A 13,241-nucleotide genomic window follows, 5' to 3' on the forward strand; every position below is an offset into this window, starting at 1 on the left:
CGCGGGATGGAGCAGCCCGGTAGCTCGTCAGGCTCATAACCTGAAGGTCGTAGGTTCAAATCCTACTCCCGCAACCAAACTTTAAGGTCGGATAATCCCAACGCAGCCCGGGCAGACTGCAATTGATCCCCCAGATCAATCGCTTAACGTCTCAAACTCGCCAGCCGAATAGCCTGCAACGTCGTAGGGCATCGTCAGGGCGTCGAAACGGGTTTTCCGTTGTAGCATGATGCTGTGTTGAGTCTGCCTGATCTGTCCCGCCTCATGGGTTTCAGTTTCCCGTGTTCCGTCGTCACCTATGCGTAAGCGTCCTATCGGGGCCCAGAAGCTCCACTTTCATTCTTTTCCAACCAGCTTAAGACTATCGAACAAGCGATTGGGGCAAGTTGATTGCGTCCGTCTATTGTATCATTTGCTGGACCGACAAAACTGATGGCAAAGTCATCTGGAAACAGGCCGGTTGGTTCGGCACGTCTCCATGTGCCTCTTTTAGGTCCCGGTACACAGTCTGGACAGAAATCGGAGAACTACGAATATCGAACTCCGTGCTAGAGAATTACCTGTATTTTACATACCCCTTGGCTGAGCACCTACCAGAATCGCGCGTTTTCAGGTATGAGTCCAAGCATTGATTTATTCTTTGAGGTAATGCCATGACCATTGTTCGCACCGTAATTGAGTACCGTGCTGCGCTCCGGGAGATTGAATACCTGTGGGATTCTGAGCCTGATACTGACGAAGGTAAGCGGCTGGAAGAGTACTTGTCCGCGGTCGAACACTACGAGCAGCTTTCCGATACGGCACCCGACAAGCAGGCCATTGCCTAAACCTGTGGCATCACATCGCCGTGAGTGCTGCTCACAGTTCTAGGAGAATAGAGATGAACAGGAACTACATAATAATCGCTGCAGTGATTGCTTTTGTCTTAGCTATCTTCATGATGAGGTCAGGCGACGAGGATGCAGGGGGTGATGAAGCTCCACCAGCTGCGGCTACGGAATAGGCGCATCTCGGGGTGGAGAGCGCCAATGCGTAAGTGTTGCATCTAACTCGTAAGAAATGATCTCCCTTATACATTGGGGGCGGTCCATATTGCCGCGTAGTGCCAATATGAAAAAAATTCCGCAGTCGGCCCAAACCAAACCTTGGACAAGTTCTCTTTGCCGCTGCGCGGCATCAGTCAAAACAGACGTTCGCACATTCGGCTATGCGCAAGTTGGTGGAACGCCACCAGGTGAACAACAAGCCACTTTATAGCTGATCATCTTTCTCAGACCCGTTTACGTCGCTTTTGAGATTTGAGAACGCTGACGAAGGATCGTTTGATCACCGCTTGGGCGGTAAAACCCATTTCATCCCGTCCGGCTTTTGGACGCGATTGAAAATTTCTTCTAATATGTCCTCCAAGTGCAATATGGGATTGAGTTGCTGCGCCGCTTTTGCCGATACGAACGAAGTCCCCACTGCATTTGTGAATCAGAGCTGAACCAACTCCGGTGATAGGCCGGTCGGCAATCAGAAAAGTTTAAGAAAAATATAGTTAAACATTTGATTTAAAACATAATTTTGACTTTTCCCACTCACAGGGAACGCACCACGCAGTTTTACCTCTGATCCGGTCCGCAACTGGAATTGGAGGCTTCGAAATGCTGGATAAAAGGAATCTCTTTCGCCCTCAGCGAGCGCCGGCCAGAGCAAATTGCAAACCTACGCACCGCGGAATCAAAGCTATGGTGGCGGCGCTGATTGCAGGATTACTGACTTCGGCGACTTCTGTCCCTTCGCCCACGTTAGCTGACGGGCTGATGGTTGTTGGCAGCGACCGAGGCGGATATCTGCATGACCGTTTGATCGAGATCGAAAACCTGCAAAAAAACGACATTCAGGTCGAAATTCGGGGACGTGTCTGCTTTTCGACCTGCACGATGTTTCTGGGCCTTCCTGGAACCTGTGTGAACCCTGACACGACATTTGGATTCCATGGACCTTCGCGCAGTGGTCGGCGGCTTGCTCCAGAAGACTTTGACTATTTCAGTCAGGTCATGGCGGCGTACCATCCAGAACCGCTCAGGACGTGGTTCATGGAAAAAGGGCGTAAGCGCATCAACGGCGTTTTCAGGATAAAAGGCACCGAGATCATCAGAATGGGAATTCCTGCCTGCCGGACCGCCTGAATGAAGCTTGCTTAGACCTGCGCGCAAATGTTAGACGCCTTGGGTCTTGACCACCGGCTCTTGAATTCAGTGCTAGCCGGTCGCAGTAGCCACTCAGGAGGCCCCCCTAACGTGCTGTCATCTCTGATTCAACGTTTCGGGCGACGCGCGGTCTTTGCCGCTCCGATGCCGGACAGGCCAACCTGTGTCATTGGTGATGTGCATGGTTGCATAAGACAGTTGCAGAATCTGTTACCTAAGATCCCAAGGGATCATCGGGTCATCCTTGTCGGAGATTATGTCGATCGTGGCGAAAACAGTGCTGACGTTCTGCGTCTGATCCAAAACCGCCCGGAATTCATCTGTCTGAAGGGAAACCACGAAGACATGATGTTGAATTTCCTGCGTGACCCTGAACAACATGGCCCGCGCTGGCTGCGCTATGGAGGTCTGCAGACGCTGGCTTCTTTTGATGTGCGGAACGTGCGCGCTGAAATGGCCGCTGCCGAGCTGGTTGCCTGCCGTGACAATCTGTTGGCGGAAATGGGACCAGAGCTGGTCCAATGGGTATCGGAACTAAGGGCCTTTGACTATTCCGGAAACGTTCTTGTGACGCATGCTGGTGCAAATCCGAATACGCCCGCCGATCAGCAACCCGAAAAAACCCTGATATGGGGCGACCCAGAATTTCGGACAACCGACAGGCGGGACGGAGTGTGGGTTGTTTACGGACACACAATTGTCGATCAACCTACAGTCCGGCGTGGACGGATTGCCGTGGATACCGGAGCCTTTGCCACCGGCGTATTAAGCGCGGTCTGCCTGGACGGTGGTGAGCCAACATTCATCAGTGCCGGCTCTTAGCGGGTTTAACGCAAATACACTGTTGAAAACACAAGGAAATTAAAAAGGTGCGCAGTTTCGGACCCTCACCGGCGTTCGTGGCGCGAGGCATCCTTTTTTTCGGTCAAACCAAGCCGGGCCTTGTCAGGTCATGACGGTTTCAATAGGAAAATTAGGAACCGCGTTAAATCATAGAGCTTTTTATGTTGATCTGTCCTGTCCTTCTTTGTGGAGGCTCCGGCACGCGCCTCTGGCCTTTGTCCCGAAAGAGCTACCCGAAGCAATTCGTTCCATTGGTCGGCGAAGAGACTCTGTTTCAGGCGTCTGCCCGCCGGTTGTCCGGAACAAACGCGGAATTGGAATTTGAATCGCCGGTGGTTCTGACCAACTCGGACTTTCGGTTCATTGTTGCGGAACAGCTGCAGGCCATCGGCATTGATCCCGGAACAATCATGATCGAACCTGAGGGTCGCAACACAGCGCCAGTGGTTCTTGCGGCGGCACTGTATGCTTATGCCAAGGATGAGGCCGCTGTATTGCTGGTTGCCCCTTCCGATCACGTTGTACCGGATGCTGCTGAATTTCAGGCTGCTGTTGCCCGTGGTCTGGAGGCGGTTGCACAAGGCAAACTGGTGACGTTTGGCATTACTCCGACACATGCGGAAACGGCGTATGGATATCTTGAGCTGGCCGCGGGTTCGGGCGGTGACGGAGCGCCTGTTCCGTTGAAGAAATTCGTCGAAAAGCCGAACTTGGCCCGTGCGACCGAAATGCTGGAGGCCGGGAATTACAAATGGAACGCGGGCATTTTCCTGTTTCGTGCGGCAGATATCATCGCAGCCTTCCAGGCCCATGCGCCCGATCTGATAAAACCGGTGAAGGAAGCGGTTGAAACAGCAACGCCGGACCTGGGGTTCCTGCGCCTCAACCCTGAAAGCTGGGCGCAGGCCGAAGACATTTCGATCGACTATGCCGTAATGGAAAAAGCAACAAACTTGTCGGTCGTGCCTTTCGGCGCTGCATGGTCGGACCTGGGCGGCTGGGACGCCGTATGGCGCGAAAGCGGCCCTGACGCACAAGGCGTGGTGACCAGCGGGGGCGCAACAGCGATTGATTGCCACAACACCCTTTTGCGGTCGGATAGCGAGCAGCTGGAAATCGTGGGTATCGGACTGGACAATATCATCGCTGTCGCGATGAATGATGCGGTTTTGGTTGCCGATGCATCGCGGGCGCAAGACGTCAAAAAGGCGGTGAGCGCGCTTAAGGAAAAAAACGCGCCCCAGGCGACGGAATTCCCAAAGGACCACCGCCCGTGGGGGTGGTTCGAAAGCCTGGTGGTTGGCGAGCGGTTTCAGGTGAAGCGTATCCATGTGCACCCTGGTGCATCGCTGAGCCTGCAATGCCATTTCCACCGTTCCGAACACTGGATTGTTGTCGAGGGTACCGCCCGTGTGACAATCGATGATCGTGAGCAATTGGTGACCGAAAACCAGTCTGTCTATATCCCTCTCGGGGCCACGCACCGGATGGAGAATCCGGGAAAGGTTCCGATGGTCCTGATTGAAGTGCAGACCGGCACATATCTGGGTGAGGATGATATTGTGCGCTACGAAGACAAATACGCGCGGGGGCAGGGGGCCAAAGGCTGAACCGCGCCTGAAGTTTCAGTGTAATGTTCATTCAAAACTGCGCGGCAAGGATCAAGTACTCCGCCGCGCAATTTTTCTTTGCGCGGGGGGGGGGGTCTGACGGCGCAACGCGCGGTGCGCTGGCGGATCGTTAAACTGATAATCCTAACGTGCCGCTGACTGACACAGACAGCGAGACATGAATCAAGATGACCAACCCATTCAGCAACCGAGCCTCCAGCCTGTCCGGCCCTGCGCGTGACATTGTTCCCGTTGTCGCTTCGGACAATTCGGATCTGGCCGATGTAGCAATCGGTCTCTACGTCGAATTCGGCGGAGCGATTGTTCTGACCACCGTTCGGGGCGAAACCCGTACAGTTCAGGTGTCGGACTTTTCGATCCTGCCGGTGGGGACAACGCGTGTACATGCAACCGGAACTACAGCGTCCGGTATCCATGCGATGGTATTGGCCTAAACGCAGGTCAATCAAGTCAAGGTTCGAAGGCGCGCAGCCAGTGACAACCGTTTAGTCTGCGCCAAACAAATCCCGGGTAAACACCTTGCCCGCGACATCCTCAAGTTCGGGGCTGTACCGGTTGGCAACGATCAAATCGGCTTCGGACTTAAAGGCTTCGAGATCCCGCACGACACGAGACCGGAAAAACTCCTCCCCCTCCAGCGCCGGTTCATAAACAATGACCTCGACTCCCTTGGCTTTCAGTCGCTTCATGATCCCTTGGATCGAGGACTGACGGAAATTGTCGCTGCCCACTTTCATGACCAACCGGTGAATACCAACGACGCGCGGGCCTCGCATCAGAATCTGATCGGCCAAAAAATCCTTTCGCGTCCGATTTGCGTCCACGATGGCGCGAATGAGGTTTTGCGGAACATGGTTGTAGTTGGCCAAAAGCTGTTTGGTGTCTTTTGGCAGGCAATAGCCTCCATACCCGAAGGAAGGGTTGTTGTAATGGCCACCAATGCGCGGATCCAGTGAAACGCCTTCGATGATCTGGCGGGTGTTCATGCCACCAGCCATTGCGTAACTGTCGAGCTCGTTGAAAAAGGCCACTCGCATGGCGAGGTAGGTGTTGGAAAACAGCTTGATCGCCTCGGCCTCATCCGGGTCGGTGAACAGGACGTCCACATCTTTGGTCACGGCACCTTCCAGCAAAAGCTCGGCAAACACCCGCGCCCGGTCCGAACGTTCGCCGACGATCACGCGGGACGGGTGGAGGTTGTCATAAAGCGCTCGCCCTTCACGCAGGAACTCCGGTGAGAAAATGAAATTGTCGCTGTCCAGATCGGCGCGCAGCGCCTGAATATACCCCACTGGGATCGTCGATTTGATGATGATCGTGGCCTTGGGGTTGATCGCGTTCACTTGCCGGGCAACGGCTTCGACGCTTGAGGTGTCGAAGTAGTTGGATTTGGCATCATAATTCGTCGGGGTCGCCACGATCACAAACTCGGCGTCTTCGAAGGCCGGTTCTGTGGTTGCCCTGATCGAAAGGGCTCGGTTTGCAAGAAAGTCTTCCAGTTCGGCATCAACGATGGGGCACTGGCCGGAATTGACCATTTCAACCCGCTCTTTTGAAATGTCGATTGCAGTGACATCGTGGTTTTGAGCCAATAGCACCGCATTGGACAATCCCACATATCCGAGACCTACAACTGCAATCTTCATTCCTTTGCCCTCATACTCGCAAACCGGTGTGTACTTCACCTGCTTTATTGCTTGCCGATTGTAAATGCGGGTGTGTGTGCCGAAAACCCCATCGTTACGAAATTATTCGAGGTTCCGATCCGTTGGATGCAGGTCCGAACCAAATGCTGGCCATCTAAGGCGTTCGTTCTGATCTGAGGCGCTTCAAGCCAAGTCAGTTCCATGACTCCAAATGAGATGAAATCAATCAAGATACTGAAAAAAAACAATTTAGTGGTAATGATAATAATATGGATGATTTTCTGGAATTCGGCATTCTCAGGTTGAAGCTGGTATGATAACGGTCAGCCAACACTTGATTTAGGAGATTCAGGATGATCAAAGCGTCTCTTCTCTTGTTAGGCTGATTCCATCCTGAAAAAGAGGGGGTTTCATGCTTTTTATCACGAACAGATTTCCGACCCAGAGTATTCGCACCCGTAAAGGACGCCGTTTTACCTTTGATCTGGACAATAACGCGCCTTCAAACTCGGTGTTTTACTGTGAAAAGGGCGAAGATGAGCATCACACCGAAATCACCAGTAAAGAGCTGCTGCGGCGTGTGCGTGACAACAATTGCCGCCAGATCCTGCTGTATCTTCACGGGTTCAACAACCTGCCGGAGGATGTGTTCGAAACCACGGCTGAGCTTCAGCGTCTGTGCGATCAGGCCAAACCCAGTGAAGTGATGGTGTTACCCCTGATCTGGCCCAGCGACGCCAAGCAAGGGATCGTTCAGAAATACTGGGATGACCAGAAATCCGCGGACCAAAGCGGGTTTTCCTTTGCGCGGGTGCTGGAGCGATTTCTGGAATGGCGCAACAGTGAGGATAACGAGCCCGAAATCGCCCCCTGTCTGAAACGGATCAACCTTCTGGCGCATTCGATGGGCAATCGGGTTTTGCGCCAAACGCTGATAGAATGGGATCGGTACGATCTGGCGTCGGGCGTGCCCCTGTTGTTTCGCAATACCTTCATGGTCGCTGCAGATGTCGTTAATGAATCCGTGCATGAAAATGAGCCCGGTGTGCTGGTCAGCCATGCTTCGCGGAATGTGGTTGTCTATTTCGCCTCTGACGATCTGGCGTTGCGGGCCAGTAAGGCTGCGAACCTCAAGAACAAAGTTGCGTCTCGCCGGTTGGGTCATACCGGGCCAGAGAACATCGACCGAACCCCGCACAACATATTTCAGGTTGATTGCGACGATATCAATACGGCCTATGACACGCCTACCGGCCACAAATATTTTGGTCCGGTTTCGCCGGGTGGCGAGGCGGGCCTTGTGTTCCGGCATATTTTTCAATGCGTCCAATCCGGGCGCGTTTTCCCGGATGATCCGCATCAGCGCTCGGTCATTTTGCGCTGAATCAGGCGTTCGCGATATGTCGGCTTTTCAAATTTGATCAGAAATCCAAATAGTTCACAATCTGGTGTTGCAACCTTCAGAATGATCTGGATGATCAGCACTACCAAGACCGGCAAAACCGGTCTGCCGTTTCATGGAACGGTACTAACGAAAAAACGGGGAGATTATAATGATCCTGAAGAACCTGATGATCGCTGCCAGTGCGACCGCATTGATGGCGGGTGCCGCATCGGCGGAAACGCTGCGATGGGCGCGTGCTGGTGACGCGCTGACGCTGGATCCGCACTCGCAAAACGAAGGCCCGTCACACACAATACGTCACCAGATGTACGAGCCGCTGATCATCCGCGACGTAACAGGCGCGTTTGAACCTGCACTGGCGACCGAGTGGGGTCCCAAGGCTGATGACCCGAATGTCTGGGTCTTCAAGCTGCGCGAGGGTGTGAAATTCCATGACGGCGCAGACTTCAACGCCGAAGACGTGGTGTTCAGCTTTGAACGGGCCAAGCAACCCAATTCCGACATGAAAGAGCTGATCGGCTCGATCACCGAAGTGCGTGCGGTTGACGATTATACCGTCGAGATCGTCACAGACGGTCCGAACCCGATCCTGCCATCGAACCTGACCAACCTGTTCATTCTGGACAAGGGCTGGGCCGAGGCGAATGACACAGTCAATGTGCAGGATTTCGAAGGCGGCGAGATCACCTATGCCACCACCAATGCCAACGGTACGGGGCCTTATGTCCTTCAAAGCCGCGAGCCTGACGTCAAAACCGTGATGGTGCGCAACGACAACTATTGGGGCATCGGCCAGTTCCCCATGGAAGTGACCGAGATTGTCTATACCCCGATCCAGAACGCTGCGACCCGTGTCGCGGCGATGTTGTCGGGTGAGGTGAACTTCCTGCAGGATATGCCGGTGCAAGACATTGACCGCGTCAATGGTGCCGATGGCCTGATGGTCAAGCAAGCCCCACAGAACCGTGTGATCTTCTTTGGCATGAACCAGGGTGCGGACGATATCGAAGCAGACAACGTAGACGGCAAGAATCCTCTGGCCGATGTGCGTGTGCGTCAGGCGATGTCGATGGCGATCAACCGTGATGCGATCAAGCAGGTCGTGATGCGCGGCCAATCGCAGCCTGCGGGCATGATCGCACCGCCATTCGTGAACGGCTGGACCGAAGCGATGGACGGCGAATCCGCCACTAATCTGGAAAAAGCCAAGGAACTGATGGCAGAGGCAGGTTATGCCGATGGCTTCTCGCTCCGGTTGGACTGCCCGAATGATCGATACATCAACGATGAAGGGATCTGTCAGGCGGCCGTTGGGATGTTGGGCCAGATCGGCGTGACCGTGAATCTGGACGCAAAGCCCAAGGCCCAGCACTTCCCGCTGATCACCGACGGCAAGACAGATTTCTACATGCTGGGTTGGGGTGTTCCGACATATGACTCGGAATACATCTTCAACTTCCTTGTCCACGGTCGCGAAGACGACATCGGCACATGGAACGGAACCGGCTATCAGGACGACGCGCTGGACTCGAAGATCAAGTCGCTCGCCTCGAACACCGACCTGGACGCCCGGAATGCCGACATCGCCGACATCTGGCGTGTCGTGCAGGATGAGGCGCTTTACATCCCCATTCATCACCAGGTTCTGAACTGGGGTATGGCTGACGGCGTCGGCATCGAAGTGGATGCCGAAGACCAGCCCAAGGTCAAATACTTCACCATTAAGTAAGTCAAAACCTTTGACGATCAGACAGGGCGCGATTTTCGCGCCCTGTTTTTTGTTGCGATCTGAGATTTCCTTGCGCATGCGGCAAAAACCAAGAAAACTCGACCACAGAAACAGGGAGACATAACAATGATCCTCAGGAACAGCGCCATTGGCATTGCAATGCTGGCTGCCACCAGTGTTCAAGCTGCAGATTTCAAATGGGCCTCCACCACGGACCCGCAAACCATGGACCCGCACGCGGTCAATTCGGCTCCGGTTCTGGGATTTCTTAACAACGTCTACGAAGGGCTAGTCCGGCGCGACAAGGACATGAGCGTTCAGCCCGCCCTGGCTGTCAGCTGGGAGCCGATTGGCGAAGGCGACGGCTGGCGCTTCAAGCTGCGTGAGGGTGTGACCTTTCACGATGGCAGTACCTTTGATGCGCAGGACGTTCTGTTCAGCTATCAGCGTGCCTCGGGCGAAGCCGCGGATACGCGAAGCTGGTTTGCGCCGGTCAGTGAGGTGATCGTGGTCGACGATTATACTGTCGATATCATGACGACCGCGCCGAACCCGTTGTTTCCATCCTCGATTGCCAACTGGATGATCATGGATCAAGGCTGGACCGAGGCGAATGATGCCGCCGTCCCAGACAAAGAGGCCGGCAATTATGCGACGATCAATGCCAATGGCACCGGTGCATTCAAAGTCACCGAGCGCGAGCCGGGTCTGAAAACCGTACTGGAACCTCACCAGGGCTGGTGGGGAGATGTCGAACACAATATCACCCGCGCCGAGTTTAACCCGATCCAGAACCCTGCGACCGCCGTTGCGGCGCTGTTGTCGGGCGATGTGGATATGATCAACCCGGTGCCAATCCAGGACGTCGCGGGCCTGCAAGAAGACAGTGATGTCGAAGTCATCAAGGGGATCGAGGCCCGCGTGATCATGCTGGGCTTTGATCACGAGGCTGAGACGCTGAAATATACCGACGATGAGGGCAAACCCAATCCGTTCCGCGACCCGCGCGTCCGCAAGGCGGTGGCGCAGGCGGTGAATGTCGATGCCATTCTGGCCACCATCATGCGCGGCAATGCCGAAGCGGCCTCGCAATTGGTGAGCCCGGCCATGAGCGGTTATTCCGCGGCTCATGCCGATCGTCCCGCATTTGATGTCGAGGGTGCCAAGGCTTTGCTGGCCGAGGCAGGCTACGCCGATGGGTTCTCATTTGGACTGAAATGCCCCAATGACCGCTATCTGAACGACGAAGCGGTGTGTCAGGCCGTAGTCAGCATGCTGGCCCAGATCGGGATCACGGCCGAGCTGGAAGCGATGCCTGTGCGCAATTACTGGCCTGAGCTGCGTGAAGATAACTATGACATGTACCTGCTGGGCTGGAGTCCCGGCACATTTGACGCCGAGCACCCTGTTCGGTTCCTTGTCGCGACGCCAAACGAAGAGAAAAAGCTGGGCAGCTGGAACTTCGGCGGCTTCTCGAACGCACGCGTGGATGAACTGCTTCCTGCCATCCAATCCGAGCTGGATGAGACGAAGCGTCAGGCCATGCTGGACGAAGTGGCTAAGATCATTCAGGACGAACAGGTCTATGTGCCCATGTATGTGCAGCCACTGGTCTGGGGCACGCGCAGCAATGTCGAGCTGACACAGCGCCCGGACAACTTCTTTTTGCTGCGCTGGGTGACGGTGAACTGAAGACGCTTGAAACTTGGATTGGCGAGGGCCGGTTCGGCACCGCCAATCCGCATTAAACCCTGCTTAAAACCAATGACGCAGGAAATAAGGATCGCTTTGATACCTTCCCGTTGGCGATACCTTGACCATCCGGTCGACGCGTGCATAGAGAAGCGGATCAATGGGGAAAGTGAATGTTCGCATATATCGTCCGAAGGATGTTCCAGTCCGTGATCGTACTGCTGGTCGTGGGTCTGGTCGCATTTTCTATGTTCCGGTTTGTCGGCGATCCGATCGACAACATGCTGGGTCAGGAGCGTACGCAAGCCGATATCGACCGGCTGCGGGCTGAACTGGGGCTGGATCAGCCTTTTCCGGTTCAGTACTACAAGTTCCTGAAAAATGCCGTTCAAGGCAATTTTGGCGTGTCTTATCGTCAGGGACGTCCTGTCTCGACCATCATAGCCGAGCGCGCGCCGGCCACACTGGAACTGGCTTTTGTTTCCGGCTTTCTGGCAATCACCATGGGGATTGCGCTGGGCGTGTTCACAGCCATCCGACGACAAGGGATTGCTGCGAATGTCATCATGACCGTTTCCCTGATCGGGGTGTCCCTGCCGACCTTCCTGATCGGGATCTTATTGATCTACATTTTCTCGGTTGAATTAGACCTCTTACCCAGCTTCGGGAGGGGCGAGACCGTTATGATTGGCAACTGGTCCACCGGCTTCTTGACGACTTCTGGCCTCAAGGCGCTGATCCTGCCCGCGATTACGCTGGGTCTGTATCAGATGACCCTGATCATGCGCCTGGTCCGGTCGGAAATGCTTGAGGTGTTGCGCGCCGATTATGTCCGGTTTGCACGCGCTCGCGGTTTGTCGGACCGGGTGATCAACTTCCGCCACGCGCTTAAGAACACTATGGTTCCCGTGATCACGATCACCGGTCTGCAGCTGGGCTCGATCATCGCGTTCGCCATCATCACCGAGACGGTGTTCCAGTGGCCGGGCGTTGGCCTGCTGTTCATCAACGCGATCCAGTTTGTCGATATCCCTGTCATGGCCGCTTATCTGATGTTGATTTCGGTCATGTTCGTTTCGATCAACCTGATCGTCGATCTTCTTTATTATGCCATTGACCCGCGCCTGCGTGTCGACGCGAGGGCCACATGACCGATACCATCGAAACCCCGACCGCCCCCACCAAATCGCGATTTGCCAAGTTCTGGGACAGCGATTTTGCGTGGTCCTTCCGGCATTCTCCTGTTGCGTTGATCGCCTCACTGGTGGTGCTGATCCTTTTGCTGGCTGCCGTTTTTGCCCCGGTCATCGCGCCCTATAATCCGTTCGATCCGGCATCGCTGAACCTGATGAACGGCTTTACGCCGCCGGGCACGCCCAATGCCTTTACGCAGGAAACCTTCTTTTTGGGGACCGACGATCAGGGACGCGACGTATTCTCGACCATTCTATATGGCATGCGCATCTCATTGTTTGTTGGCGTGTCAGCGGTGATGCTGGCGCTGATCATCGGTGTCATCCTTGGGCTGGTTGCGGCGTATTTTGGCGGTTGGGTCGAAACGCTCATCATGCGAATTGCCGATGTGCAGCTGACTTTCCCGGCCATTCTGGTTGCGATGCTCATCTTTGGTATCGCCAAGGGGGTTACGCCCCCCGAATACCGCAACGAGATGGCGATTTATGTTCTGATCATCGCGATTGCCCTGTCTGATTGGGTGCAATTTGCGCGGGTCGTACGCGGCGCTGCGCTGGTGGAAAAGAACAAGGAATACGTACAGGCCGCCCGTCTGATCGGGCGCGGGCCAATTCCGATCATGTTCCGCCATATACTGCCCAACGTCCTCAGCCCGGTTCTGGTTATTGCCACGATTTCGCTGGCGCTGGCGATTATCGCCGAGGCGACGCTCAGCTTTCTGGGCGTGGGTGCACCGCCGACCCAGCCGTCGCTGGGAACACTGATCCGTATCGGGCAGGGCTTCCTGTTCTCGGGTGAGTGGTGGATCCTGTTCTTCCCGGCCTGCACCCTTTTGGCGCTGGCCCTGTCTGTCAACCTCCTGGGCGACTGGCTGCGCGACGCGCTGAACCCCAAGCTGCGGTGATT

The 13,241-nt window shown here is 55.0% G+C and carries 11 protein-coding genes and 1 tRNA gene; 11 read left to right on the forward strand and 1 reads right to left on the reverse strand.

What is annotated here, in order from left to right; translation table 11 throughout:
• The 6 genes from AC2FI9_RS17895 (at position 1) to AC2FI9_RS17920 (ending at position 5,103) form a co-directional block, all read left to right on the forward strand.
• A tRNA-Met gene (locus AC2FI9_RS17895) sits at positions 1–77 on the forward strand.
• A 576-nt stretch (positions 78–653) separates the two neighbouring features.
• Positions 654–827, forward strand: a complete 174-nt coding sequence (locus tag AC2FI9_RS17900) for a hypothetical protein (protein WP_496742110.1) — start codon at positions 654–656, stop codon at positions 825–827.
• A gap of 903 nt (positions 828–1,730) precedes the next feature.
• Positions 1,731–2,174 carry a hypothetical protein gene (locus tag AC2FI9_RS17905; protein WP_496769519.1) on the forward strand — a complete coding sequence of 148 codons (444 nt, stop codon included), beginning with the start codon at positions 1,731–1,733 and terminating at the stop codon, positions 2,172–2,174.
• A gap of 111 nt (positions 2,175–2,285) precedes the next feature.
• The gene (locus AC2FI9_RS17910) at positions 2,286–3,017 is read left to right on the forward strand and encodes a metallophosphoesterase family protein (protein WP_496769521.1); all 732 of its coding nucleotides are present in this window, start codon (positions 2,286–2,288) and stop codon (positions 3,015–3,017) included.
• 182 nt (positions 3,018–3,199) lie between these two features.
• Positions 3,200–4,648: a mannose-1-phosphate guanylyltransferase/mannose-6-phosphate isomerase gene (locus tag AC2FI9_RS17915; protein ID WP_496769523.1), complete on the forward strand. Its 1,449-nt coding sequence runs from the start codon at positions 3,200–3,202 to the stop codon at positions 4,646–4,648.
• A 188-nt stretch (positions 4,649–4,836) separates the two neighbouring features.
• Positions 4,837–5,103: a spike base protein, RCAP_Rcc01079 family gene (locus AC2FI9_RS17920; protein WP_496769525.1), complete on the forward strand. Its 267-nt coding sequence runs from the start codon at positions 4,837–4,839 to the stop codon at positions 5,101–5,103.
• 51 nt (positions 5,104–5,154) lie between these two features.
• Here the strand turns inward: AC2FI9_RS17920 and AC2FI9_RS17925 are convergent, their stop codons facing one another.
• Positions 5,155–6,315, reverse strand: coding sequence for a nucleotide sugar dehydrogenase (locus AC2FI9_RS17925; protein WP_496769528.1), 1,161 nt, complete (start codon positions 6,313–6,315; stop codon positions 5,155–5,157).
• Between the two features lie 412 nt (positions 6,316–6,727).
• On the opposite strand from AC2FI9_RS17925, the gene AC2FI9_RS17930 reads away from it, so the two are divergent.
• The 5 genes from AC2FI9_RS17930 (at position 6,728) to AC2FI9_RS17950 (ending at position 13,239) form a co-directional block, all read left to right on the forward strand.
• Positions 6,728–7,699, forward strand: a complete 972-nt coding sequence (locus AC2FI9_RS17930; RefSeq protein ID WP_496769531.1) for an alpha/beta hydrolase — start codon at positions 6,728–6,730, stop codon at positions 7,697–7,699.
• 169 nt (positions 7,700–7,868) lie between these two features.
• Complete coding sequence (locus AC2FI9_RS17935) at positions 7,869–9,449, forward strand: ABC transporter substrate-binding protein (protein ID WP_496736985.1); 1,581 nt, start codon at positions 7,869–7,871, stop codon at positions 9,447–9,449.
• Positions 9,450–9,575: 126 nt separating this feature from the next.
• Positions 9,576–11,141 carry an ABC transporter substrate-binding protein gene (locus AC2FI9_RS17940; protein WP_496769534.1) on the forward strand — a complete coding sequence of 522 codons (1,566 nt, stop codon included), beginning with the start codon at positions 9,576–9,578 and terminating at the stop codon, positions 11,139–11,141.
• 173 nt (positions 11,142–11,314) lie between these two features.
• Positions 11,315–12,292: an ABC transporter permease gene (locus tag AC2FI9_RS17945; protein WP_496769536.1), complete on the forward strand. Its 978-nt coding sequence runs from the start codon at positions 11,315–11,317 to the stop codon at positions 12,290–12,292.
• Positions 12,289–13,239 carry an ABC transporter permease gene (locus AC2FI9_RS17950; protein ID WP_058273051.1) on the forward strand — a complete coding sequence of 317 codons (951 nt, stop codon included), beginning with the start codon at positions 12,289–12,291 and terminating at the stop codon, positions 13,237–13,239. Before AC2FI9_RS17945 ends, AC2FI9_RS17950 begins: the two co-directional genes overlap by 4 nt.
• Positions 13,240–13,241 lie beyond the last annotated feature (2 nt).

This window comes from Ruegeria sp. CDSA246, assembly GCF_059611225.1.

What these genes read in the sequence shown, in the direction of transcription:
- AC2FI9_RS17900 (WP_496742110.1), top strand. Translation starts at nt 654, where the DNA reads ATGACCATTGTTCGCACCGTAATTGAGTACCGTGCTGCGCTCCGGGAG.
- AC2FI9_RS17905 (WP_496769519.1), top strand. Translation starts at nt 1,731, where the DNA reads ATGGTGGCGGCGCTGATTGCAGGATTACTGACTTCGGCGACTTCTGTC.
- AC2FI9_RS17915 (WP_496769523.1), top strand. Translation starts at nt 3,200, where the DNA reads ATGTTGATCTGTCCTGTCCTTCTTTGTGGAGGCTCCGGCACGCGCCTC.
- AC2FI9_RS17920 (WP_496769525.1), top strand. Translation starts at nt 4,837, where the DNA reads ATGACCAACCCATTCAGCAACCGAGCCTCCAGCCTGTCCGGCCCTGCG.
- AC2FI9_RS17925 (WP_496769528.1), bottom strand. Translation starts at nt 6,315, where the DNA reads ATGAAGATTGCAGTTGTAGGTCTCGGATATGTGGGATTGTCCAATGCG.
- AC2FI9_RS17930 (WP_496769531.1), top strand. Translation starts at nt 6,728, where the DNA reads ATGCTTTTTATCACGAACAGATTTCCGACCCAGAGTATTCGCACCCGT.
- AC2FI9_RS17935 (WP_496736985.1), top strand. Translation starts at nt 7,869, where the DNA reads ATGATCCTGAAGAACCTGATGATCGCTGCCAGTGCGACCGCATTGATG.
- AC2FI9_RS17940 (WP_496769534.1), top strand. Translation starts at nt 9,576, where the DNA reads ATGATCCTCAGGAACAGCGCCATTGGCATTGCAATGCTGGCTGCCACC.
- AC2FI9_RS17945 (WP_496769536.1), top strand. Translation starts at nt 11,315, where the DNA reads ATGTTCGCATATATCGTCCGAAGGATGTTCCAGTCCGTGATCGTACTG.
- AC2FI9_RS17950 (WP_058273051.1), top strand. Translation starts at nt 12,289, where the DNA reads ATGACCGATACCATCGAAACCCCGACCGCCCCCACCAAATCGCGATTT.